Origin of the sequence: Aquimarina litoralis (genome assembly GCF_039523995.1) — a bacterium.
In the GTDB taxonomy this organism is placed as follows: domain Bacteria; phylum Bacteroidota; class Bacteroidia; order Flavobacteriales; family Flavobacteriaceae; genus Aquimarina; species Aquimarina litoralis.
In genome coordinates this window covers 736,782-761,417 of the sequence record NZ_BAAAGE010000003.1, presented here as the reverse complement: position 1 = coordinate 761,417, position 24,636 = coordinate 736,782, and the positions used below count along the sequence as shown (strand labels likewise).

Annotated in this window: 22 protein-coding genes; 9 read left to right on the top strand and 13 right to left on the bottom strand. The window is 34.2% G+C overall.

Annotation, left to right across the window (positions count from 1 at the left end):
* Window positions 1-23: 23 nt before the first annotated feature.
* The 3 genes from ABD077_RS17665 (at window position 24) to ABD077_RS17655 (ending at window position 5,501) form a co-directional block, all read left to right on the top strand.
* Window positions 24-1,088, top strand: coding sequence for a DUF3810 domain-containing protein (locus ABD077_RS17665; protein WP_343913568.1), 1,065 nt, complete (start codon window positions 24-26; stop codon window positions 1,086-1,088).
* Window positions 1,089-1,206: 118 nt separating this feature from the next.
* A complete protein-coding gene (locus tag ABD077_RS17660; RefSeq protein ID WP_343913567.1) occupies window positions 1,207-4,194 on the top strand; it encodes an amidohydrolase family protein in 2,988 nt (995 codons plus the stop codon).
* Window positions 4,195-4,208: 14 nt separating this feature from the next.
* Window positions 4,209-5,501: an amidohydrolase family protein gene (locus ABD077_RS17655; protein WP_343913566.1), complete on the top strand. Its 1,293-nt coding sequence runs from the start codon at window positions 4,209-4,211 to the stop codon at window positions 5,499-5,501.
* 47 nt (window positions 5,502-5,548) lie between these two features.
* Here ABD077_RS17655 and ABD077_RS17650 read toward each other — a convergent pair whose 3' ends face one another.
* The 11 genes from ABD077_RS17650 to tgt form a co-directional block, all read right to left on the bottom strand.
* Window positions 5,549-5,866 (bottom strand): hypothetical protein, encoded by a 318-nt coding sequence (locus tag ABD077_RS17650; protein WP_343913565.1) that lies wholly within the window; start codon window positions 5,864-5,866, stop codon window positions 5,549-5,551.
* Between the two features lie 123 nt (window positions 5,867-5,989).
* Window positions 5,990-7,111 carry a pyridoxal-phosphate-dependent aminotransferase family protein gene (locus ABD077_RS17645; RefSeq protein ID WP_343913564.1) on the bottom strand — a complete coding sequence of 374 codons (1,122 nt, stop codon included), beginning with the start codon at window positions 7,109-7,111 and terminating at the stop codon, window positions 5,990-5,992.
* Between the two features lie 295 nt (window positions 7,112-7,406).
* Window positions 7,407-8,195, bottom strand: a complete 789-nt coding sequence (locus tag ABD077_RS17640; RefSeq protein ID WP_343913563.1) for a DUF6503 family protein — start codon at window positions 8,193-8,195, stop codon at window positions 7,407-7,409.
* Window positions 8,196-8,273: 78 nt separating this feature from the next.
* Complete coding sequence (locus tag ABD077_RS17635; protein ID WP_343913562.1) at window positions 8,274-9,260, bottom strand: DKNYY domain-containing protein; 987 nt, start codon at window positions 9,258-9,260, stop codon at window positions 8,274-8,276.
* Window positions 9,261-9,356: 96 nt separating this feature from the next.
* On the bottom strand, window positions 9,357-11,144 hold the full coding sequence (locus tag ABD077_RS17630; protein ID WP_343913561.1) for a T9SS type A sorting domain-containing protein: 1,788 nt from the start codon (window positions 11,142-11,144) through the stop codon (window positions 9,357-9,359).
* Window positions 11,145-11,305: 161 nt separating this feature from the next.
* Complete coding sequence (locus ABD077_RS17625) at window positions 11,306-12,490, bottom strand: asparagine synthetase B (RefSeq protein WP_343913823.1); 1,185 nt, start codon at window positions 12,488-12,490, stop codon at window positions 11,306-11,308.
* Window positions 12,491-12,569: 79 nt separating this feature from the next.
* Window positions 12,570-14,117 carry a replicative DNA helicase gene (gene dnaB / locus ABD077_RS17620; RefSeq protein WP_299606928.1) on the bottom strand — a complete coding sequence of 516 codons (1,548 nt, stop codon included), beginning with the start codon at window positions 14,115-14,117 and terminating at the stop codon, window positions 12,570-12,572.
* 168 nt (window positions 14,118-14,285) lie between these two features.
* Window positions 14,286-15,239: an acetyl-CoA carboxylase carboxyltransferase subunit alpha gene (locus ABD077_RS17615; RefSeq protein WP_299606927.1), complete on the bottom strand. Its 954-nt coding sequence runs from the start codon at window positions 15,237-15,239 to the stop codon at window positions 14,286-14,288.
* A gap of 72 nt (window positions 15,240-15,311) precedes the next feature.
* The gene (locus ABD077_RS17610) at window positions 15,312-16,226 is read right to left on the bottom strand and encodes a DMT family transporter (protein ID WP_343913560.1); all 915 of its coding nucleotides are present in this window, start codon (window positions 16,224-16,226) and stop codon (window positions 15,312-15,314) included.
* Window positions 16,213-17,289, bottom strand: coding sequence for an LptF/LptG family permease (locus tag ABD077_RS17605; protein ID WP_343913558.1), 1,077 nt, complete (start codon window positions 17,287-17,289; stop codon window positions 16,213-16,215). The genes ABD077_RS17610 and ABD077_RS17605 overlap by 14 nt, the downstream gene beginning before the upstream one ends.
* 1 nt (window position 17,290) lies before the next feature.
* Entirely contained in the window at window positions 17,291-18,421 is a 1,131-nt protein-coding gene (gene tgt / locus ABD077_RS17600) for a tRNA guanosine(34) transglycosylase Tgt (RefSeq protein ID WP_343913557.1), read from the bottom strand.
* A gap of 177 nt (window positions 18,422-18,598) precedes the next feature.
* On the opposite strand from tgt, the gene ABD077_RS17595 reads away from it, so the two are divergent.
* From ABD077_RS17595 to ABD077_RS17585, 3 genes are all read left to right on the top strand, one after another.
* A complete protein-coding gene (locus tag ABD077_RS17595) occupies window positions 18,599-19,444 on the top strand; it encodes a transketolase (RefSeq protein WP_343913556.1) in 846 nt (281 codons plus the stop codon).
* Between the two features lie 43 nt (window positions 19,445-19,487).
* Window positions 19,488-20,441, top strand: coding sequence for a transketolase family protein (locus ABD077_RS17590; protein ID WP_343913555.1), 954 nt, complete (start codon window positions 19,488-19,490; stop codon window positions 20,439-20,441).
* A 167-nt stretch (window positions 20,442-20,608) separates the two neighbouring features.
* Entirely contained in the window at window positions 20,609-21,226 is a 618-nt protein-coding gene (locus ABD077_RS17585; RefSeq protein ID WP_343913554.1) for a porin family protein, read from the top strand.
* Window positions 21,227-21,285: 59 nt separating this feature from the next.
* On the opposite strand, the gene ABD077_RS17580 is transcribed toward ABD077_RS17585, so the two are convergent.
* Window positions 21,286-22,485 carry an FKBP-type peptidyl-prolyl cis-trans isomerase gene (locus tag ABD077_RS17580; RefSeq protein ID WP_343913553.1) on the bottom strand — a complete coding sequence of 400 codons (1,200 nt, stop codon included), beginning with the start codon at window positions 22,483-22,485 and terminating at the stop codon, window positions 21,286-21,288.
* Window positions 22,486-22,581: 96 nt separating this feature from the next.
* On the opposite strand from ABD077_RS17580, the gene ABD077_RS17575 reads away from it, so the two are divergent.
* Genes ABD077_RS17575 through ABD077_RS17565 form a run of 3 tightly spaced genes read left to right on the top strand, consistent with a single transcriptional unit; the run spans window position 22,582 to window position 24,074 of the window.
* The gene (locus tag ABD077_RS17575; protein WP_343913552.1) at window positions 22,582-22,971 is read left to right on the top strand and encodes an RNA-binding S4 domain-containing protein; all 390 of its coding nucleotides are present in this window, start codon (window positions 22,582-22,584) and stop codon (window positions 22,969-22,971) included.
* Window positions 22,968-23,546 (top strand): methyltransferase domain-containing protein, encoded by a 579-nt coding sequence (locus ABD077_RS17570; RefSeq protein WP_343913551.1) that lies wholly within the window; start codon window positions 22,968-22,970, stop codon window positions 23,544-23,546. The genes ABD077_RS17575 and ABD077_RS17570 overlap by 4 nt, the downstream gene beginning before the upstream one ends.
* 27 nt (window positions 23,547-23,573) lie before the next feature.
* Entirely contained in the window at window positions 23,574-24,074 is a 501-nt protein-coding gene (locus tag ABD077_RS17565) for a phosphoribosyltransferase family protein (protein WP_343913550.1), read from the top strand.
* Here ABD077_RS17565 and ABD077_RS17560 read toward each other — a convergent pair.
* Entirely contained in the window at window positions 24,066-24,587 is a 522-nt protein-coding gene (locus ABD077_RS17560; protein ID WP_343913549.1) for a shikimate kinase, read from the bottom strand. The two genes, ABD077_RS17565 and ABD077_RS17560, sit on opposite strands and share 9 nt — an antisense overlap.
* Window positions 24,588-24,636 lie beyond the last annotated feature (49 nt).

Genomic DNA, 24,636 nt, shown 5'->3' with positions numbered 1-24,636 from the left:
TTACAATCTGATATTTATAATTCATGCAATCAAAAACAAAATTATATCTTACCATTCTATTACCCGTACAGTTTATCCTCCTTAAAATCCTTTCTTTCTTTCCTGAGTTTATTGATCGATTTTACAGCAATGGATTGTATGTTTACATATCAAAGGCTTTACGATTTACCTTTGGTTGGATTCCTTTTTCTTTTGGAGACATCGGATATAGTATTTTAATTATACTCCTAATCCGCTTTTTGTTTAAAAGAGTTTTTAGAAAAAAAGTACAATGGAAAACTGTTCTTATAGATGTAGGTGCTACCTTATCCGTAGTATATGCTGCTTTTCACTTATTATGGGGAATTAACTATTACAGATTACCAATGCATGAGATTTTAGGCATCGATGATCAATATACGGAGGCAGAACTGTTATCTGTATCAGAAAAGCTAATTAAACAGGCCAATACTATTCATAAACGTTTAGAGCCTAATGATTCATTATCCATAGTAATGCCATACAGTAAAGCTGAAATATTTGAAAAAACAATTCCTGCATATGAACAAATCAACGAAGTGGTTCCAAACTTGAAATATTCGCCAAAGAGTATTAAAAAATCATTACTAAGTGTTCCTTTAACATATATGGGATTTAGCGGTTACCTTAATCCTATAACCAATGAAGCACAAGTGAATGGTTTGATCCTAGATTATAAATCTCCAACTACTAGCTGTCATGAAGAAGCTCACCAACTGGGGTTTGCTAAAGAAAATGAAGCAAATTTTCTTGCGGCTTTAACTACTATGAACTATGATGATCCTTATTTTAACTATAGTGGAACTACTTTTGCGCTAAAATTTTGTCTGAATGATCTGTACTTACGAGATGAACAGAAAGCATTTTGTCTTATCGAAAAATTAAGACCCGGTATCCGAAAAAATTATCAAGAGGTGAACGAATTTTGGCTGCAATATCAAAACCCTCTAGAACCTATTTTTAAAAGTACTTATGACAGCTATCTTAAGGCAAACAATCAACCTAAAGGAATTGACACCTACAGCTATGTAGTTGCCTTGTTAGTAAACTATTATAAAGACAAATTATAGTTTTCAATATTACTTAATGAGATTACATACATCCTTTAACTGTTAAAATAATACTAATTAGTAAGGTCTTTCCGCAGTAACGGTTACTTTTAGACCAATTCATTATTACGCAAACTCTATGAAAAAACTATTTTTATCACTCTTGGTGATATTGATGGGGTCGATTCTTCATGCGCAAGAATACTTCCCAAAAAATGACGGTGTAAAAACATCTAATTCTAATTATACGGTGTTTACTAATGCTACTATTCACACTTCTCCAGAATCCGAGATACAAAATGGTATGCTTATTATCCAGAAAGGAAAAATTACTCAAGTAGGTTCTGGATTATCTATTCCAAAAAATAGTATTGTGATCGATCTAAAAGGAAAGCATATCTATGCATCTTTTATTGATCCTTTTACCAACTTTGGAATCCAAAAACCAAAAAGACAAGGGAATCCTTTTGGCGGTAGTCCTCAATACGATGCCACCAGAGAGGGATATTACTGGAATGATCATATTCGTCCTGAGACAAATCCGTTACATGAATTTAAATATGACAAAAAGAAAGCCGATGAGTTTATAAAAGCAGGTTTTGGAACCGTAAATACTCATATACCCGATGGAATTATCCGAGGAACTGGATTATTAGTAGCTCTTAATAATGAAGGAACTGAAGGAGATCGATTGTTAAGTGATGCTTCTTCTCAATTACTTTCTTTTTCAAAAAGTAATAAAAGTAAACAGATATATCCTACCTCGTTAATGGGATCTATGGCTTTGCTTAGACAAGTATATTTAGATGCAAAATGGTATGCTAATAACAATGTTGACTATAAAGATTTATCTCTAGAGGCATTAAATAACAATAAAAGCCTACCACAGATTTTTGAAGCTGGTAGTAGAATCAATGGTTTTAGAGCAGATAAAATCGGAGATGAATTTAACATACAGTATATAATTGTTGGTGGTGGTGATGAATACGCTCGAATAGACAAAGTAAAAGCTACCAATGCCAAATATATTATTCCTCTTGATTTTCCGGATGCCTATGATGTATCGGATCCGTATATGGCAAATCTAGTAAGTCTGGGTGATATGCGTCATTGGAACCAAGCGCCTTCCAATCCATCTGTTCTGCAAAAAAATGGAGTTCAGTTTTCGTTAACTACCCATAAACTAAAAAAGATTAGTGATCTCTCTACAAGATTAGAAAAAGCACTGAAACATGGATTAGATAAAAAAACCGCGTTAGCAGCTTTAACTACAATTCCTGCTCAAATTTTAGGAAAAGGAAATGTACTAGGAACACTTAAAAAAGGAGCTCATGCCAATTTTTTAATTACTAGTAAGGAACTATTTTCTAAGGACAATATTATTTATGAAAACTGGGTACAAGGTCATAAAAATATTGTGAATGATATGAACACTACAGATATTACAGGTTCATATGAATTATCGGTAGCTGGAAAGACTTATGATGTTTCCATAACTGGAAAGCCTACAAAACCAAAGGCAGAAGTTAAACTCGGAGAAACAAAACTGGGAAGTAAAATTACCTATACCAATGATTGGATAACGCTGACTTTTACTGATGCTGACACTAGTAAAACCCAATATACCCGTATTGTTGGTGCCATTAATAAAAATCCAAAATTTTGGACTGGAAAAGCAGTACTTCCTAATGGTAGCGAAACATCTTTTACTGCAAAGCAAAAACCAGGAGAAGCTAAAGAAGCTTCTAAAAAGAAACCTGAAGCGGCTAAAGAAGCTCCAAAACTAGTACCTGTTACCTATCCTAACATTGCATACGGTAATGCAGCATTGCCAAAGTCTGAAAATATACTTTTCAAAAACGCTACTGTTTGGACCAATGAAAGCGAAGGGATTCTAAAAGAAACAGATGTTCTCATTAAAAATGGAAAGATTGCTGCCATTGGTAAAAACCTAAGTGCAGGAAATGCTAAAGTTATCGATGCTACAGGAAAGCATCTTACCAGTGGTATTGTAGATGAGCATTCTCACATTGCTGCAGCAGCTATTAACGAAGCTGGACATAACTCTACGGCAGAGGTAACTATAGAAGATGTGGTATCACCAGATGATATCAATATCTACAGAAACCTTGCTGGTGGTGTAACCTCTATACAAATATTACACGGATCCGCAAACCCAATTGGTGGTAGATCCGCTATCATTAAACTAAAATGGGGAGAAAATGCAGAAAACCTGATTTATAGTAACACTCCCAAATTTATAAAGTTTGCACTTGGTGAAAATGTAAAACAAAGTAACTGGGGAGATGCAGAACGAGTTCGTTTCCCACAAACACGTATGGGTGTAGAGCAATTATACATCGATTATTTTACTCGTGCTAAACGATATGAGCAACAAAAAAATAGCGGAAAACCATATCGTAAGGATATCGAAATGGAAACCCTATTAGAGATTCTTAATGGAAAACGTTTTATCAGTTGCCACTCCTATGTACAAAGTGAAATCAATATGTTGATGAAAGTAGCTGAAAAATTTAATTTCAGAATCAACACCTTTACCCACATTCTCGAAGGCTATAAAGTGGCAGATAAGATGGCGACACATGGTGTTGCAGGATCTACTTTCTCCGATTGGTGGGCGTATAAGTATGAAGTAAATGACGCAATTCCATACAATGCTACGATTATGCATAACCAAGGAGTTCTGGTAGCCATTAACAGTGATGATGGCGAAATGTCGAGACGTTTAAATCAGGAAGCTGCTAAATCCGTAAAATACGGAGGTGTTAGCGAAGAAGAAGCTTGGAAATTTGTAACATTAAACCCTGCAAAGATGTTACATATTGATGATCGCGTGGGAAGTATTAAGGTAGGAAAAGATGCGGATGTAGTTTTATGGACCGATCACCCACTTTCTATCTATGCCAAGGCAGAAAAAACGTTGATCGAAGGAGCTACTTATTTCGATTTAGAAAAAGATAAAGCCATGCGCAGATCTATTGCTAATGAAAGAAATGAGTTATCTACCATGTTATTACAAGCAAAAAATAGTGGATTAAAGACACAACCGCCTAAGAAAAAGGAAAAACAACATTTTCACTGCGATACTGTAGAACACATTCACTAAACACCGATTACAAAATGAAAAACTTATCATATATATTCTTGTTGTTAATCGTTGCATTTGGAAATGTAACTGCACAACAAACTCCGGCAAAAAATCAAACCGAAGCAATTACGATTACTGGAGCTACAGCTCATATTGGTAATGGAGAAGTGATTACCAATAGTATCATTATTTTCGAAAATGGCAAAATTACAAATGTTGGTACCAATGGTAGTATTGCCACCAAAGGAAAAGTAATTGATGCTACCGGTAAGCATGTATATCCAGGATTTATAGCACCCAATTCTACGCTAGGATTGGTAGAAATCGGAGCCGTGCGTGCTACCGATGATGATAGCGAGATTGGAGGTTTTAATCCTCATATCAGAAGTATTATTGCCTATAATGCAGAAAGTAAGATTGTAGAAAGTATGCGTCCTAATGGTGTATTGATTGCCCAAACAACACCACGTGGCGGATGGATTTCTGGTACTTCTTCTATTGTACAATTAGATGCTTGGAACTGGGAAGATGCCGCTATTAAAACAGATGATGGGATTCATATGAATTGGCCAAATCCTTTTACCAGAGGTAGATGGTGGCTAGGAGAAGATCCTGGTTTTAAACCCAATAAAAAATACCAGGAGCAGGTAACTACACTTACCGATTTTGTTACTCAAGCAAAAGCAACTATAAAATCCAAGGTAGGAGACGAAAACTTACCTCATCTGGCAATGCAAAGAATATTTGACGGAACACAAACCTTATTTGTACACGTTGGTACCGAAAAAGCTATTTTAGATGTACTACGTTTTGCAAAAGAACAGCAACTGCAAAAAGTAGTAATTGTTGGCGGAGATGAAGCCTACAAAGTAGCTAGCCAACTAAAACAACAAAACATTCCTGTACTATTGACCAGAACACACTCCACACCAAATTATGAAGATGACGACTATGATTTACCATATAAAAATGCTAAGCTATTAGTTGATGCAGGTGTATTAGTAGCATTGCAGAATAGTGGTCAGATGGAACGTGCCAATGCACGTAACCTTCCTTTCCAGGCTGGAACTGTTGCTGCTCATGGATTAGAAAAAGAAAAAGCAGTGCAGTTAATTACAGGTAATAGCGCTAAAATTTTAGGAATTGATGATATGGCAGGAACGTTGGAAGTAGGTAAAGATGCTACTTTATTTATAAGCATTGGCGATGCTTTAGATATGCGTACCAACCAATTAGAAAAAGCTTTTATCCAAGGAAGAGATGTTAGTTTAGAAAGCCACCAAACTAAACTATGGAAACGCTATAGTGGTAAGTATAGCAAGTAATTTTAAATATATTATTAAAAAGAGGCACTTAATTGTGCCTCTTTTTTTTAAATTACCATCTTCGTCATACTGAATTTACTCTTATATTTCAGTGCGACGGTGACTCTTACGGATTCATAAATTTCATCTTCTCCTCTGGATCTCCAAAATGTTTTTACTCCTTCTTTTACTAACCAGGAGAGCGATGGTGTATATGTGGGTCTTGGAACTAAATGCATTGCGGCTGATGCTTCTAAAGCTTCTGCATACATTTCTGCTGCCAAATCCCCCAAACTATCAGTTACATCATACTCTGATATCTTATTTCTAGGATAAAAAAAGTTTAAGATTTCCATGACCATTTGATCATCACTTATAGAACTCATACAATTAAGGTATTAAGAGATTAAAATAATTTGTTTATTATATTATTACTACAAATTTTGCAAATCTCTACACTAAATCATACCCAGTATTCAGTGAAAACCAACTCCCTGAATGTATGTAAATTAAGAGCTAAACTCTTTCATATCTTCTAAAGCACTGATAAGCATGTTTACGTGATTAAGTGTACAACTTTCTCCCATAATTCCTATTCGCCATATTTTACCAGCAAAAGCTCCTAATCCTCCTCCAACTTCTATATTATAATGATCTAATAATTTCCTACGAATTATAGCTTCATCATTACCTTCGGGTAGATAAACCGCATTTAGATTCGGAAGTCTGTAAGATTCTTCTACCAAATAGTTAAACCCTAAGTTTTCCAATTTTGTTTTCAACACTTGATGTACATCTTTATGCCTTTTCCATCGATTCTCTAAACCTTCTTCTAAAACAATCCTAAGTGCTTCTCTTAATGCATAAACAGAAGAAACGGGAGCTGTATGATGATAGGCTCTTTTGGCACCTCCCCAATAATTTTTAACCATACTTAAATCTAAAAACCAACTTTGCACTTTAGTTTTTCGATTTTCTAAAGCTTTCACAGCTTTATCCGAAAAACTAACAGGAGATAATCCTGGAGGCGCACTCAAATTTTTCTGTGTCCCAGTATAAATTGCATCAATATTCCAATCATCTACTTTCAATTCCATACCACAGTAAGAAGTTACCGCATCCACCATCAATAATCCACCTGCATTATGAACCAAGTCGCTTATTTCTTTCAAAGGCTGTAACACTCCGGTAGAAGTCTCCGCATGAACTAGCGCTACTAGTTTTGGTTGTTTACAGACATCTAAAGCTTTTTTGATATCATCAGGTGAAACCGCCGTTCCCCATGAAACTTCTACTTTATGTACAGTAGCTCCACACCTTTCAGCAATGTCTGCCATTCTTCCTCCAAAAACTCCATTGATACAGATAATAGCTTCATCTCCTGGTTCTAATAAATTTACCAAACACGTTTCCATACCCGCACTTCCTGGAGCAGATACTACAAATGTCATATGGTTTTTAGTCATAAAAGTATCTTGTACCATCGTTTTGACTTCATCCATGATTGTTACAAACTCAGGATCTAGATGACCAATTAGAGGTGTTGACATCGCTTTAAGTACTCTTGGATGTGCGTCTGAAGGTCCAGGCCCCATCAAAATCCTATTACTTGTGGTAAGTTCTTTATACATAAAATTAGTTTTGCATGTGTTACTATATCGTTTTCGTAAATCGAATTAGATAAAGGATATAAAATTAGTTAATTCTAATAATTGTATTAAAACCTACTCTTAGACATCTTGTTAAAAATCTTTTGATTATTATATATTTCACAATTATTAGCTGTAATTAATTCCAAAAATTATCAAATTATAAAAATCTCCTTTTCATTTTTATCAAAAAAAGTTCTTTACATCAAAAAAACTCTGTCAACACATTGCTAACAGAGTTTATTATAACGTTTCTTAAGAATTAAATTTTCAGAAATTATTCTTTTGGTTTACTAAACAGGGAAGTATCTAATTTTTCTTCGCTTGCAATTGCATTTACAAAAGCTCTTTCACTTTTTATATCTCCTACTACACCATCATCGTAAGCTCTCCATTTTAGTGTCTTTGGTAATAATAGCCCATTAACGTCTGTCCAATCAGAATATTCTATGAGACTTACTTTTTCACTACTTTCTTTACTAAAGAAAGTTACTGTGTACCCTAAATATTTCATTTGGTGGGATGCTGCATCGTAATAGATAAAGTAATTATCTTTTGGAGAATCTCCTACTCCATCGCCATAAGAAATCTTATAACCTGGATATGTCTTATCTTCTACTTTGAGATCTTCTACTTTTTCATAAGAAATACCATCATCACCTAATACAAATGGCATAGCATAGAAGTAAAACATCAAATTATGATAAAATCGAGGGTTTCCTTTAAAATAAGTAGAGTCCTGTTCTATCCAAGCTTCATTTCCATCAAAACCTAAAGCAAATTTATTTGTTTCTATGCGTGCGTGTCTGGTCTTAAGATCCGTAGTGTGTTTCTCATTCCCCTCTGGCTTAGAAAGTTCAAAAATTAAAGTGTTTTGTTTATCAAAAGCTTGAATTCCCCCATGAGCTTTAAATACTGCTGCAATATCTTTTGGAAAATCTCCAGATCGATCAGTAACGACCTCTTCTACTTTCTCCTCGACGATAACTTCTTTTTCTTCTTTTGGAGCTTCTTTACAAGAAAATAAAACTCCAAGTGCTAGTAAAAATACTATTGTTTTTTTCATTTTTTGAGTGTAAGGTTATTATTTAAGAAGTTGTAGTCGGTTTTTAAAATCAACCTTACAATAATCATCCGTGTTATTCTACTTTTTTAAAATCTTACCCATTTCATATGTATGATTCTTATCAGAAAAAGTATACGTTCTCGAATTATATTTAAATGTTTTAGCATCGGCTCCTTCCATAATCTTTCCGAGAAAAAAAACATAATTCTTATCTTTTGTATACCCATGCTTTACCTCTTCGAAAGTAGCTACATCTGCATTGTCAATTACCTCTCCTCGGTAGTAGACATTGGCATCTATTTTAATAAGTTCTACATCTTCAAAAAAAGCAATACTTTCGGGATCTTTAAAAGGAATTGACACCACTTGATCAAACCTTCCTGTATCCTTATACCCCACATAAAAATATACGTTTCTATTATCTCGGATATAATAATTCGTTAAAGAAACGATTTCATTAATATTCGCTTCTTCGATCTTTCGTAATGGATCGCCATAAGAATAATAATACACTCCATTATTATCTTTACAAAAACGACTATTGATCTCCTGAAAAGATGCAACATCCAAAGAATCTCTTTTTATATAGTTCTGATATACAAAATTTTTATCCTTGGCAAAATCGAAACTTATCTGAGTAAACGTATTTGCATCTGCCCCTTCTAAGATCTTCAGCGCTTTTTTATCTTCTTGACCAATATGATAGTAATTATCGTTTAATATATATACATGATTTTTATCCATAGGGGTATACCCTAATTGCACTCGAAAAGATGCAAGATCTATATCATTATTAATTGCTCTTGATTTAAAATATGCATGATTTTTATCTTTGGCATAATCTCTTCCCAATACTTGAAATGAACTCATATCTACCTGCATTTCATCTTTTCCAAGTTCGAACCAATTACCCATAGGACTATAAATAATTCCTTTGTTATCTCTAGTGTAGTAATAAGAATCAGACAATTCTTTATTTACCTCGTTACCAAAAGGATTAAAAAAACGATATACTCCATAAATACAGAGAGCTCCTATTGTAACAAATACAACCGCAATTATCATGATTACTTTTTTTACCATAAAGTTAAAATTCTAAAAAGCACTATTTTAAGTTCATTTTTCTTCTATTAAATTACTAAAATAAATTACTCTTAAAAACTAACGTCTACTAATTTTTTTCTCCAGACTTCCCAGATCTGTTGCTATTTTGATAACATATACTCCAGATTCTAGAAAAGAAATATCAAAACGGTTCTGTTCTGTTTCAAAAACTTTTTGGCCAAGAAGATTATATACATCAATATGATTAACTTTAGTATTTACAACTATTTCCCCATTGGTGGGATTAGGATAGACTGCAATTCTCAATGCATCAAATTCCTGGGTATTAAGCAGATCATCCTTTAGTAAGGTGCTAGTAACGTAAGTTCCCCGATTCCCTGTAGGATCAATTAAACGTACACGCAAAGTGATAGTTCCTTCCAATAAACTGCTCAAATCAATACCTGAAACTGTTTCATTACTTTGAGAAATAGTTCCTGAACCATTGATAGTATCAACATTTCCATCACCTGAACTACTAAAACTATACATATAAGAAGCTCCTATTTCGGCATTCATAAATGTAAAGCTTACGTTAGTTTCATTTGACGGCTCAATTAAACTTTGATCAATACTAACATTATATCCTAAAGGAGAAACAACATCCACTGAAAACACTCTGGTATTTCCGGATCTATTGCCATTATCGTCATTCCCTGTAGCTCCTACTGCAACAAAACTTCCATCAGAATTTAATGCTACTGAAGAACCTGCTCCATCTAATGCTCTTTCACCTCTGATTTCTGAACCAATTCTTCTCCATTGAGTATCTTCATCATCCCATTTATATAATCTTACATATCCGGCACCACTACCTGCTCCATTATTATCAGAAGGTGCTCCAATAGCTAAAATATTTCCTTCGTCATTAATAGTCAGAGAATGTCCAGATTGGCTATATCGATCACCTATAATTTCTGAACCTTTCTGTACCCAACTACCATTTCCATCCCATTCAAAAACTCTTACCTGACCGTAGTAATCTCCAGGATTTCCAGACGCGTCATGAAATTCGGCTCCCATAGCTATAATTGTTCCTGAAGCATTCAAAGCTAGTTTATTTCCAAAAGCATCTCCAGGCTCTTCTCCATCAAGATCTTGCCCAAGTTGTACCCAATTAGTATTGTTTGTCCATTGATACACTCTAGCATGTCCAGCACGATTACCATTGCCGTCATTCCCTTGCGCTCCAATAGCTATGATGGTTCCATCTGCATTAATACTAATAGAACCAGCAGCATCGCCTTCGGATTCTCCATAAATATCTGCACCTAATTGCACCCAATTATTGGTATTATCCAATCTATAGACTCTTGCTCTACCTGCATTTACTGTATTTACTACATCTGTCCATGCTCCAACAACTAATGTTGTACCGTCTTGACTAAACTTGACATTTCTAATAGTTTCATCACCCGCTTCCTCATCGATATCTTGCCCTAACTGTATCCAAGTATTACTGCTTCGTTCAAATACCCTAACTTGTCCAGAATTTGATCCTCCAATAGCAACTCTAGTTCCGTCACCACTTAAACTTATGGATCTTCCTGATTTGAAACCTGCTTCCTCTCCATCAATATCATCTCCTATTTGTGTCCACACATCATTTACATTTTCGAAAACACGTACCTGACCCGAATTGGAACCATTACCGTCATTATCTGTTGCTCCAACTGCTAATATATTTCCATTAGAACTCAATGAAACTGATCTGCCAGAAGTATCGCTAGCTGCTTCTCCATCCACATCTTGCCCTACTTGGGTTTGTGCTACTATCTGGGTTATAAAACTGTTGACTACTAATGTAATTCCTAGGATACAATTTGAAAATGATCTTTTTTTCATTGTGCTGATTCTTTTATTCTCCTGTTAAAAATATGTATAGACAATACTATATTGTACAAAACAGGGATAAAACTAATAACACCACATAGTTGGTCATACACTGTATTCAGTGAAAATGTAATAACGAAAAGAATCAGTACAATGTCTAGAAAAAATAAAAATCAGGTTTTCTGTTTCTTTTTCTTAGCTGCTGGAAAGAGTACATTATTAAGAATCAAACGATATCCAGGAGAGTTAGGGTGTAATTCTAGTTCTGTTTTCGGATCTCCTACTCTATGTTGGTAATCCTCTGGATCGTGTCCTCCATAGAACGTAAAAAATCCTTTTCCTTTGATTCCATGGATATATCTTGCCTCATTATTTGTTTTATTTTCTCCTAGAATGAGCACATTGGATTTTATTTCTGTAGGATCGTAGGCAGTAGTTTGCCCCATAAATCCTTTAACTAGCGCTGTATGATTTTGACAAAGCATTGTAGGTATAGGATCCCATTTTGCTGAAAAATCCATTAATGTAAAATAATCTGTTCGCTTAGGAATACGTCTTTTCCTAGTCATATCTATGGACGAAAACTCATATACATTTGGACTTCTTTCTAGAGTAAAATCTTTAAAAGCAAAAGTTTTAGAAAAATCAATTTTTGCTTGATACCCTGGCTCGCTAGGATCTCCATCAAACATTGGTTCGCAAATATCAACTCCTTCTGCTGCGATAGCTATTTCAAAACTATCGGTGGCACTACACATTGCAAACATAAAACCACCACCAACAACGTAATCTCTTATCTTTAATGCTACCGCTAACTTTTCTTCTGAAACCTTATCATACCCTAAGTCTGCCGCTAATTTCTCTGCAGCAGCCTTTTCTTTAATATACCAAGGATATGCTCTATAGGTAGCATAAAATTTACCATATTGCCCCGTAAAATCTTCATGATGTAAATGTAACCAATCATATAAGATCAGGTTATCTTCTAAAACTTCTTTATCGTAGACCGTTTCATATGGAATTTCAGCAAAAGTCAATACCATAGTTACTGCATCATCCCAAGGTTGATTTCCTTTTGGAGAATATACAGCAATCTTAGGTGCTTTTTCTAAGACTACGGCTTCCATATTCTTGGAAGGGCTGCTGATTTCTTCTAAAATCTCTTCTGTTTTTGTATTACTTAATACTTCATAAGAAATTCCTCTTATGGTACATTCTTTTTTGATATCTTCTGTATCGGGTAATAAAAAAGAACCACCTCTATAATTAAGTAACCATTTTACTTTTAAATCTTTACTAAGAGTCCAATAAGTAATACCATAGGCCTTTAGGTGGTTTTGCTGACTTTCAGCATCCATAGGAATCAATACATAAGAAGCATATGATTGAAAAGTAAAAAAGAATAAAAAACTGTAAACTAATAGCTTACAATTCATTTTAGAAAGGTACATCGTCATCATCATTAGAGTCATTTATGCTACTCCCAAAAGCTTCGTCGGCGCTTGGAAGATGACTTGTACTAAAAGGATCATCTTCTTCTTTACCGTCATTCATTTTAGAATGGAACTCAAAAGGAGTACTAAAATCATCTAAGTTATCAAATTTACCTAAGTGACCAATGAATTTTAACCTAATATTTTCTAAACCACCATTACGGTGTTTTGCTACAATGAACTCTCCTTGTCCTTGTGTAGGTGATCTTTCTTCATCATCCCACTCATCGATTTTATAATATTCTGGTCTAAATATAAAGGCAACAATATCAGCATCCTGCTCAATTGCTCCAGATTCCCTCAAGTCACTTAAAAGCGGTCGTTTACTACCTCCACGGGTTTCAACAGCACGAGATAACTGCGAAAGTGCAATCACAGGGATATTCAATTCTTTTGCCAAAGCTTTCAGGTTTCGAGAAATGGTAGAGATTTCCTGTTCACGGTTACCATTTTTTCCACTCCCACCAGCTGTCATTAACTGCAAGTAATCGATGATGATCATTTTAATACCATGCTGAGAAGACAATCGTCTTGCCTTTGCCCTTAAATCAAAAATCGAAAGTGATGGTGTATCATCAATAAAAAGTGGTGCTTTTTCTAAGTCTTTTACTTTTACATTTAACTGTTCCCATTCATGCTTTTCTAACTTACCAGTTCTAAGTTTTTCTGAAGAAAGTCCAGTTTCCGAAGAGATCAAACGTGTTATAAGCTGTACAGATGACATCTCCAAAGAAAAGAATGCTACCGGAGTATTTGCTCCAACGGCCATATTACGTGCCATCGATAAGGTTAACGCTGTTTTACCCATACCAGGACGTGCAGCAACGATTATCAAATCACTTGGTTGCCATCCAGAAGTAAGTTTGTCTAACTTATCAAAACCAGAAGGAACACCACTCATTCCCTCTTTATTAGAAATCTCTTGAATTTTTTTCTTAGCCTGAATTACCAAACTCTGAGCACTTTCTGTAGATCTTTTGATATTCCCTTGGGTAACTTCATATAATCTGGATTCTGCCATATCCAAAAGATCAAAAACATCTGTAGTCTCATCATAAGACTCTTCGATTATTTCATTTGATATTTTAATCAAACTTCTTTGAATATATTTTTGCAAAATTATACGAGCATGAAACTCGATATGTGCCGAAGAGGCTACCTTTTGAGTGAGTTGAATAAGATAAAATTCCCCTCCTGCTAATTCTAATTTTCCATCCTTCTTTAATTGACTCGAAACCGTTAATAAGTCGATTGGTTCAGAATTTTCGAATAGTTTAAAGACTGCTTCAAAAATGTATTTATGCGATTCTTTATAGAATACTTCTGGATTTAGAATATCGATAATTTCATCAACTCCCTTCTTATCAATCATCATCGCCCCAAGCACAACTTCTTCTAAATCAACTGCTTGAGGAGGTATTTTTCCTTTTTCCAGCGATATAACGTTCCCCCGACCGTAATTAGATTGCTGAGTTTGCTGTACTTTTTCCATAACCACGAATGTAAAAAAATTGTAAAGAGATGGACCTTTTACAAAGGTAATGAATGTCCACCAGTCATCAACAATTGAACTGTTAATAACTTAATTATATTGTTAATAAGCACAAAAAAATCCGAAGTCAAAAACTTCAGATTTTTTTGTCAAGTGATTTAATAGGGGTTAGCCTTTAAAGACTCCCATATTTGCATATTTATCCATACGCTTTTCTACCAATTCTTCTGGTGATAAGTTTTTCATCTCCTCTAAAGATGATATTATTTTATCGCGTACTGCTTTAAAAGTTTCTTCTCTATTGCTATGAGCTCCTCCAAGAGGCTCTCTAACTATTTCATCAACCACTTTCAGTTTTACACTATCCTTGGCAGTTAATTTTAAGGCTTCTGCTGCAATTTCTTTTTGTTCCCAGCTTCTCCATAGTATAGAAGAACAGTTCTCTGGAGAAATAACAGAATACCAAGAATTTTCTAGCATCAATACTTTATCTCCTACTCCAATTCCTAAAGCTCCTCCACTAGCACCTTCGCCAATGATTATAACTATAATAGGAACTTTAAGTCGTGTCATTTCCAAGATATTTCTTGCAATTGCTTCACCTTGCCCTCTTTCTTCTGCTTCCAAACCAGGATATGCACCTGGGGTATCAATGAAGCTTACCACAGGAATACCAAATTTCTCTGCACTTTTCATCAAACGCAAAGCCTTTCTGTACCCTTCTGGATTCGCCATACCAAAATTTCTATATTGTCTGGTTTTGGTATTAAAACCTTTTTGTTGGCCAATGAACATAAAACTTTGATCACCAATTTTACCTAAACCACCAATCATCGCTTTGTCATCCTTTACAGTTCGATCACCATGTAGTTCCAAGAAGGAATCACCGCATATCGCATTGATATAGTCTAAGGTATAAGGCCTAGAAGGATGTCTCGATAACTGTACTCTTTGCCAAGCAGTAAGATTCTTGTAAATTTCCTTTTTAGTCTCATTTAACTTCTTCTCAATTTGCTTGCACGTATCGGTAACATCAACATCACTTTCTTCTCCAATAGCACAGGCTTTTTGAAATTGTTCTTCGAGTTCTTTTATGGGGAGTTCAAATTCTAAATATTCCATATCAAGAATATATTTTGTTTTTTTTAACTAGGGTTAGCAGACAAATATAAAACAATACTTCCTAAACTAGTATTAAGACTTTTGTATTTTTATTTTTTTTAGATTCTTAAAAATTCCATTTAGCACCACAGTCCCCAAAATTATTAGTGCTCCGTAGTAAAATCCTGGATTCATTTTTTCTGCATCACCAAAAATTAGATAAGCGAGTACGATACCATAGACAGGCTCCAAATTAATGGTTAACATAACAGTATACGGACTCAAATACTTCATTACTTGCACCGAACCAATAAAGGCATATGCAGTACATACAGAAGCTAATATGATAAGATATATCCAATCTGTAGTAGATAGTTGAAAGAATGATCTAGAAAATCCTTCTCCTTCCGTTCCCAAAAAAGAAATAGCAAAAAGATAGATTGTTATAAATCCAACACCGCTTAACAATTCATAAAACGAGATCATGGATGGTGAATATTTCTGCGCTATTTTTCCATTAATTAATGAAAATACTGACGATAAGAATGCAGAACAGATTGCATACATAATTCCAAGGACATAATCTCCTTCTACATTAAATATGATATATAATCCACCAATTACCATCAATCCAAAAACCACTTCATACCAGATCAACTTTCTCTTATAAAATATTGGTTCTAAAATTGAGGTAAAAAAGGCACCAGTAGATAATACTGCCAATGTGATGGAAACATTCGATGCTTTTATGGCTGCAAAAAATGTGATCCAATGTAATGCTATAATCACACCTGCAATACTTAAAATCATTAAGAGTTTTTTTGATACCCTAAGTGAAACTTTCCTAAAAAGAATAAATAGGTAAATAAAACCTGAAGCCATTAACATTCTATACCAAACCAGCGGTAAAGCTTCAATGGTAATTAGTTCTCCAAGTATTGCGGTAAATCCCCAGACGAAAACAATAAAATGAAAATGTAAATAATTTTGAAGTTTAGCGTTTGGCATTATACAATAAATAGATTGCTAATATTCCGAAAGAAACGTTTGGAAACCATACTGCTACTAGAGGTGGAAAATCTGATTGATTTGCCAAAGTTCCAAGAACTTTATCAAAAAAGATAAACACAAAAGCCAATGAAATTCCGACCGCTAGATTTATTCCCATTCCTCCTCTTCTTTTCATAGAAGAAACTGCTACTCCAATGACAGTTAATATAAATGCCGAAACAGGAATACTCCATCTTTTGTAGGCCACTACTTTGTATCTATTGATATCCGAAGAGCCTCTTTTAGTCTCCTTTTCTATAAACTTACTTAACTGCATATAGTCTAGCGTTTCTGCCACATAGGTCACTGGAGTAAATTCATCTATATTAAAAGGTAACACAGTATCTTTTTTTCTCGCCTTTTCGATAATGTCTTCGTTCTCAAGAATAGTTCGTTTCACAAAATCCCTTAATTCATATATACTATCTTTCTCGATATAAGTAATGGTTCTAGCAGATATTTTTGTAACTAATCTATTACCGTCAAAATATTCTAAAGTAAAATTGGTTGCTTTTTTCTTAAGAGGTTTAAAATCATTAGCATATAAAAATATACTATCATTTAACTGTCGATATACATTTCGGGTTTCCTGAACTTTTTTACCTTTCTTTAAATAAGAATATTTGAATTCGTTAAATCCCTGACTAGCTTTTGGTGCTAAAAAAAGTCCCATCGCTAATGCTCCTAAACAAATGAGAATTGCTCCAATCATATATGGTCTAAGAAATCTCCAAAATGATACTCCAGAACTTAAAAAAGCAATAATTTCTGTTTTGTTAGCCAGTTTGGAAGTAAACCAGATTACTGATAAAAAAACGAATAAAGGAAATAAAAGGTTAGCGAAGTAAACAGTAAAATCAAGATAATAAGAAACCACCGCAGCGAATGGCACCTTATGCTCCAACATATTATCGATTTTCTCAGAAAGATCCACAATAATACCAATAGGAATGAACAGTAGGATCATTGTAAAAAATGTTCCTAAATATCTCTTAAGTATGTACCAATCTAATATTTTCAAACTACAATCTTTTATCCATTTGTTTTACCATCATATTTTTCCATGTATAAAAATCGCCAGCTAAGATATGTTTTCTAGCCTCGCGAACCAACCATAAATAAAATCCTAAATTATGAATTGTAGCAATTTGTCTTCCTAACATTTCGTTGACCGTGAATAGGTGTCTTAGATATGCTTTGGAATATTCTGTATCTACATAAGTAATTCCCATTTCATCTATGGGAGAAAAATCATCTTCCCACTTTTTATTTTTAATATTTATGGTACCATGCGCTGTAAACAACATTCCATTTCTTCCGTTTCGGGTTGGCATTACACAATCAAACATATCTACACCTAGTGCTATATTTTCTAAAATATTTATAGGAGTACCTACTCCCATTAAATATCTAGGCTTATCTTCTGGTAATATTTCGGTTACTACTTCTGTCATTGCATACATTTCTTCTGCGGGCTCTCCAACGGATAAACCGCCAATTGCATTTCCTTCAGCTCCAGCATTAGCGATATACTCAGCAGACTGTCTTCTTAGATCTTTATAGGTACTTCCTTGCACTATAGGAAAAAAAGTCTGATCATATCCATATTTAACTGGAACTTTTTCCAGATGTTGCATACATCGATCTAACCACCTGTGTGTCATATGCATACTTCTTTTCGCATAATTATAATCACAAGGATATGGAGTACACTCATCAAAAGCCATTATGATATCTGCCCCTATGGTTCGTTGAATCTCCATTACATTTTCGGGAGTAAAAACATGATAAGAACCATCGATATGTGATTTAAACTTTACGCCTTCTTCCTTGATTTTACGATTCGCTGATAACGAATACACCTGATATCCTCCACTATCCGTCAGAATATTTCTATCCCAATTCATAAATTTATGCAGACCACCTGCTTTCTCTAGAATAGGTGTTTGCGGCCTTAAATATAGATGATAGGTATTTCCTAAAATAATATCTGGATTGATATCATTTTTCAATTCTCGTTGATGCACTCCTTTTACTGTAGCTACGGTACCAACAGGCATAAAAATTGGAGTTTCAATTACTCCGTGCTCTGTTGTTACTTTTCCAGCTCTTGCTTTGCTTTGTGGATCTGTTGATAATAGGTCGAATTGCATAATTTCTATTTCGTAGAGCGCAAAGATAACTAACTAAAACTACTTTGATAAAGTCTCATTTTCGAAAAGTTTTCGTTATTAACAATAGGATCTTAATTAAAAGCTGCATACACATTTTGCTACAGTACTCAAAACCTGTATTTTTGCGCCTTAATCATAAAGCTAATCAGCATAGCAATGCCAAAAACACAACAATTAGAAGATTTTGTGACTCAGGTACGTAGAGACATTTTACGTCAAGTTCACAAAGTAAACTCAGGGCACCCAGGTGGTTCTCTGGGATGTACAGAATTCTTTGTAGCTCTTTACCAAGAAATTCTTGACAGAAAAGACGGTTTCGATATGGATGGTATAGGAGAAGATCTATTTTTCTTATCCAATGGACATATTTCGCCTGTTTATTATAGCGTGTTAGCTCGTAGTGGATATTTTCCAGTAGAGGAGCTAAACACCTTTAGATTGATCGATAGTAGACTTCAAGGGCATCCAACCACTCACGAAGGACTTCCAGGAATTCGAATAGCTTCAGGATCTCTTGGTCAAGGAATGTCTGTAGCTATAGGTGCTGCACAAGCCAAAAAATTAAACAACGACAATCATATTGTCTATAGCCTTCACGGTGATGGTGAATTACAAGAAGGTCAAATTTGGGAAGCTGCCATGTATGCTGCTGGAAAAAAAGTAGACAATTTAGTTTCTACTATTGATTTAAATGGTCAGCAAATTGATGGATCAACTGATGATGTATTAGCCTTAGGAAGTCTTAAAGCTAAATTTGAGGCTTTTGGATGGGATGTTATGGAAATTAAAGAAGGAAATAATATCACAGCTGTTGTCGATGGCTTAAAAGAAGCAAAAAGCAGAACAGGCAAAGGAAAACCTGTTTGCGTATTAATGCATACTGTGATGGGGAATGGTGTTGATTTTATGATGCACACACACGCCTGGCATGGAAAAGCTCCGAATGATGAACAACTAGAAATTGGTTTAGCACAAAATCCTGAAACTTTAGGAGACTATTAAGATATAAGTGATTCTTATAACGAATCACTCAAAAAAACTATTCATGAAAAAATATATAGATACAGGAAAAAAAGATACTCGTTCAGGTTTTGGAGCGGGGCTTGAAGTACTTGGAAAAACAAATGAGAATGTTGTTGCATTGTGTGCAGATCTTATTGGTTCTCTAAAAATGGATGCATTTATAGCTAACAATCCGGATCGTTTTTTTCAGATTGGAATTGCAGAGGCTAATATGATGGGAATTGCTGCTGGATTAACGATAGGTGGAAAAATTCCTTTTACAGGAACATTTGCTAATTTTTCTACAGGTCGTGTATATGATCAAATAAGACAATCTATTGCGTATAGTGGAAAAAACGTAAAAATCTGTGCATCTCATGCAGGATTGACACTTGGAGAAGATGGTGCTACACATCAGATTTTGGAGGATATAGGTTTAATGAAAATGCTACCGGGAATGGTCGTTATCAATCCTTGTGATTACAACCAAACTAAAGCCGCTACCATAGCAATTGCAGAATATGAAGGACCTGTATATTTGCGTTTTGGAAGACCAAAAGTTGCAAATTTCACTCCAGAAGATCAAAAATTTGAAATCGGAAAAGCTGTACACTTACAAGAAGGTAGTGATGTTACCATAGTTGCTACTGGTCATTTGGTATGGGAATCTTTATTAGCAGCCGAAACACTAGAAGCAAAAGGAATTAGTGTGGAAGTAATTAATATTCATACCATTAAACCTCTTGATGACGAAGCGATATTAAATTCTGTAAAAAAGACAGGTTGTGTTGTTACTGCAGAAGAGCACAACTATCTTGGTGGACTTGGAGAAAGTGTTTCTAGAGTACTAGCTCAGAATCACCCAGTTCCTCAGGAGTTTATTGCTACTAATGATACCTTTGGAGAAAGTGGTACTCCTGATCAACTAATGGCTAAATATGGGCTAAATGCCGAAGCTATTGTAAATGCAGTTGAAAAAGTAATTAAAAGAAAATAAAGAAGATATTTTCTTCCATAATTCATAATAAAAAGCCTTCCATCAAAAGTGGAAGGCTTTTTGATTACTATTAAGAATAATACGTTTCTATTTTCGTTATACTAGAAACACTGACCACAACCAAAAAAATAGTTAGTTATTTATTCATCTTTTAAAACTCATTTAAAATGAAAAATGTATTAGTGTTATTAATTCTTTTTAGTTCATTTACAATTATTGGTCAGGACAAAGGATTAAATTTTGGGGTAAAAGCAGGTCTCAATTATGGAGATAACGGTAAGATTGAATTTACAGATCTTACTAATGCTGGAAATAATTTACTTTCCGAAAACGCGGATGATCGTGTAGGTTATCATATCGGTGTATTTCTAAGAGGAGATATAACCGATAATTTTTATCTTAAGCCAGAGCTGCAGTATACACAAAACAATAGCTCTTATTCTTTCAATAATCGTGAACTAGATTATGATCTAAAAAAATTAGATTTACCCATTCTAGCTGGAGTATATCTCTTAGGCCCTTTACATGTTTTTGGTGGTCCGTCTTTACAATATATCATAGATAACAACCTTGAAGATGTTCGTTTAAGTGATGTTAAAAATGAATTTACAGTTGGAGTACAATTTGGAGTCGGCTTGCAGATAAAACGTCTTAATATTGATCTTAGATACGAAAGAGGTATTTCTGAAAACCAAGCACAATCTATTGATGAAAACACCGGACAAACAATTAGAGTAGATTCTAGACCTAATCAATTTATACTTAGTTTAGCATTAGATCTTTAATTGATTAAGAAACGAAATAAGAATAAAAAAACTCCGGTTAGTAACCGGAGTTTTTTTATTTAATCTTCTCTTGAAGCTGTATCATCGGTATCCAGATAGTTTGGAATTCCATCTCCATCGGTATCATCGTTTGTTGGATCTCCATCTCCTATATCATTTGTCGGATCTCCATCTCCATCTCTATCCACAGTTAAGTCTGTATCAGGCTCTAGATCTTCGTCAATAGTTAAGGTACCATCACCATCATCATCCGGATCTAAATAATTAGAAAAACCATTACTATCCGTATCATCATCTGGATCAAAAACCAACCTATCTCCATCAAGATCTTCTAAATAAGAAGGTATTCCATCATTATCATGATCTGTTTCAATACTACTATATAATTGAACTGTAAAAATTAACGGCGCATATTGCGGAATTCCATTTTGCGGTTGCGAAAAATAAGCTAATCCAGAAGGCATAAAAACAGTAAAATTACCAAAATCTTGGCTAAAACTTACCGTACCATCACCATTTTGAGTAAAATCAGTAGCTCCTTTAAATTCTACTGTAGCTTCTCGAAAACCGTCCAAAACAGCAACCAAATCAAACCAAATAGGCGTAATTGCGCTATCAAAAACCTTTCTGTCGTTATTATTATTATCAACTGGGTCATTCTCATCGATTATACCATCACCATCAGAATCAGGTTCGCCTGGATTATTATCAACATCACTATCATCTGCAATTCCATCTCCATCACTGTCAGTCTTCGTTTCAGTTTCATCTACCATGTCTGGTTCTCCATCTCCATCTGCATCTACATCTCCATCATTAGGAATACCATCTCCATCATCATCCTCGTAGTCATAAAAAAGTTCACCTCTATATGTTAAAAATGTGGAGTCTGCAAAAGTAGGATTTCTTTTCTCACTTTGTTCATTCATAACATTATGACTGATGTAGTATAAAGTATAATCAACATCTTCTCTAGTTATAACTTTTTCCTTCAAAAGTCCTGAATCCCATATAGAAGTTTGTGCACTATTATCTCCAGCAATAGTATCAAATTGAATAATTTGAAAATCTGGATTTGCATCATTATCTACAAATCTGAAAAAGTGAGTTTTCAGATATTCTTCCATAATTGGAGCTTCATTGGCTTGTTGTTCTGCTCGATCTCTAGGCGGAACAACTGTAACTCCATTATCATCATCATTACTACATGCATATAAAGTCCCGATAACTGCCGCTATAACGAGAATATATCTTTTCATATTCATCTGATTGCTTTTTTTGAAGGCGCAAGATACAATTTTCTTGTACTTTTGTTCTACTATTATTAGAGATAAACGCATTTTTAATCATTTTTTATGCGAGTTGATAAATATTTATGGTGTATACGTTATTACAAAACGAGAAGCATAGCAACCAAAGCTTGTAAAGAAGGAAAAGTTCGTGTAAATGGAGACCTTATAAAACCATCTAGAGAAATATATCCTACAGATAAGATTACTGTTCGCAAGAATCAAGTAAATTATGAACTTATCGTTTTAGACACACCAAAAAGCCGACTAGGTGCTAAACTTGTCGACATATATCGTAAAGACGTTACTCCTGAAGAAGCGTTGCAAAAATTGGATCTTTTAAATTATTCCAAAGATTATTACCGAAAAAAAGGAGCCGGTAGACCTACCAAGAAGGATAGAAGAGATATTGATGATTGGTTCGAAGGACCATCAGATAACGATAGCGAAGAATGAAATTAGACATAGCTTTTTGGACTCAAAAATATAAGCAAAATAATACCGGATGGGACATTGGCCATGCCTCACCTCCTATTACAACATATATTGATCAACTGAAAAGCAAAGATCTAAAAATACTAATCCCAGGATGTGGAAATGCTTATGAAGCCATCTACTTACATTCCAGAGGTTTCAAAAATGTCTATATACTAGATTTTGTAGAAGAAACATTAGATCTATTTCAAAGAAACAATCCAGACTTTCCCAAAGAACATATCATATACAATGATTTTTTTGAAGTTGAAAATCAATTTGATTTGATAATAGAACAAACATTTTTCTGCGCATTATTACCTAAGCAAAGAGAAACGTACGTTTCTAAAATGAAATCATTACTAAAAGATAATGGAAAATTAGTAGGAGTTTTATTTGATCGTATTTTTGAACAATCTGGTCCTCCTTTTGGGGGAACTAAGCAAGAATACATTTCTTTGTTTTCATCACATTTTAAAATTAAAACCCTAGAAAACTGTTATAATTCTATTCTTCCTAGAAAGGATAGCGAACTGTTTTTTATATTTGAGATCTAATTCGGCAAAATAATAGAATATATCCTTATGCAAACCAAAAACAATATTATCCTTACTCACGAACAAATTCAGCATAAGATAAAGCGAATAGCTTATCAAATCTATGAGACCAATGTTAGTGAAAAAGAAATTGTAATTGCTGGGATAGCAGATAATGGCTATATTTTTGCACAACGATTAAAGTCTTTATTAGAAGAAATCTCTGACATCCAAGTAATACTGTGTAAAGTTACCATGGATAAATCAGCTCCTCAAAATACCGTAGAAACTTCGCTTTCGCCGTCCGAATATAAAAACAAAGCTTTAGTTCTCGCAGATGACGTTCTTAATTCCGGTACTGCTTTGGTCTATGGAGTAAAACACTTTTTAGATGTTCCTTTAACCAGATTTAAAACTGCTGTTCTGATAAATCGAAATCACAAAAAATATCCAATTAAAGCTGACTTTAAAGGAATTTCTTTATCCACATCATTACATGAACATGTTAATGTTACTTTTGGAAATAACGATATAGCTACACTAGAATAAGGTTGATTCTATTTCTAGTGCTATTTCTTCAACTGTTTTTTCATCTGTTGAAACTATATAAGCTGCTTGGTTGTAATAAAACGAACGTTCAAACAGATGTTTTCTAATAAAATCTTTTAGATCCTCTTTTAACGTTATGTGTGCTATTAAAGGCCTCTTCTCTTTTTCTAGAAATAAACGATCTACCAATTCTTCTAACGAAGTTTTCAAATAAACACTTTTATTGTGATTATTGTCTTTTAGAAGATCCATATTACCAGCAAAACAAGGGGTACCTCCTCCCAGCGAAATAATATGATTTGTATGCGTTTCTAAAAGCTGTTTTAAATACTTATTCTCTCTTTTTCTAAAATAAATCTCTCCTTGATCCGCAAAAATCTGGGTAATTGTTTTATTTTCTTGATCCTCTATATAATCATCCAAATCAATACTATTCATTTTTAGTTTACCAGCTAAAGCTTTGGCAATAGATGATTTACCACATCCCATATATCCTAATAAGACAATATTCATGAACAAAATTTTAGGTTATTTATCCCTTTAAAAAAGGGCATTTAAAATA